The following is a 1,127-nucleotide window of genomic DNA, read 5'->3' on the forward strand; positions in this document are numbered from 1 at the left end:
GGACGAGTGTGCGCAGGGCCTCGGTCGTGGGGAGCGGGGTGAAGCGGGGCGGGCGGGTGTAGGTGACTTTGCGGCCGCGGTTGGGGGCGAAGCACAGGGCGCCGGACTGGCCGGCCCGGTGCAGGACCTGGCGCCAGCGCGGCCACAGGTCCTGGAAGGCCGGCATCACCCGGTCCCCGGCCCACGGGCCGGTGCGGGCGACAACCGCCTCGTCGAGTTCGTCGATGGTCAGGGTCCGGCCGTCGAGGGCGTCGGCGACGGCCGCGACCACCTCGGTGGCCTGGGGGTCGGTGAGCCGGATGTCGGGGGCGAACCGGCCGGTGCCCGGGATCACGGTCAACGCGGCGCTCCACAGCGGGAGTTCGCCGATGGGCAGCAGATGGACGGTTCCGCGCGGGCCGTGCGTCTTGAGCAGGGAGGCGGGTGAGCCGTCGGCCTGCCACAACGCCGCTCGGACGTCCGTCCGGGTCCGCCCGGCCGCCCGTACCCCCACTGACAGCTCGGCGGCGGACAGCACCTGCGCGTGGGCGGCGAGCATCGACGCCACCACGTCGGCGACCGGTGTGCCGGTCCCGGCCGGGGTGTCCAGGAACTGCCGTTCGAGACGGCGGGCGCTCGCCCGCTCCCAAGTGATCTTCACGGTCATACCCCGACGCTAGGACCGAACTAGGTCACCGGATGTCCGCCACACCTCCACGCGGTTTCCACATCGTTATCGAGATCGACTCGCTTCCCGGCCATCTCCTCACGTAAGTTCGGACCAAGGTAATTCGCGTGAGCAAAGCTGCGCGGTGGGCACCGCGCGGTGGAGGGGGCTGCGCGGTGCCCTGCCCCGTCAAGTGGACGTTCACTTGCGATGTCACCCCTGAGAGCGACACGCCGGGGGCTGGCGGAAAACCCGCATGTTCGCCTCGTAATCCACTGTGAACCGGCCATGATCAGGGCTGGAATCAGCGCTTCCAGGCCCCTCGTCGCGTTGTCGGCCGACTTCGGAGAGTAGTTGTGGCACGCCGATGCACGCAGCATCACTTACGAAGGGTTATGGTGGAAACCCCCCCTCGGGCCGGTCCGTATCCCCCCCACGGACCGGCCCGATTTTTTGTGCCCCGCGGTGACGACCCCCGCGC

The 1,127-nt window shown here is 70.4% G+C and carries 1 protein-coding gene; it reads right to left on the reverse strand.

Features of this window, described 5'->3' with window-relative positions; translation table 11 throughout:
• Positions 1 to 646, reverse strand: a 646-nt coding sequence (locus tag JHN45_RS52085; protein ID WP_201056521.1) for a DNA glycosylase AlkZ-like family protein, incomplete at its 3' end; no start/stop codon positions are given.
• Positions 647 to 1,127 lie beyond the last annotated feature (481 nt).

It is taken from the genome of Streptomyces sp. MBT53 (assembly GCF_016654115.1).
Taxonomy (GTDB): Bacteria; Actinomycetota; Actinomycetes; order Streptomycetales; family Streptomycetaceae; genus Streptomyces.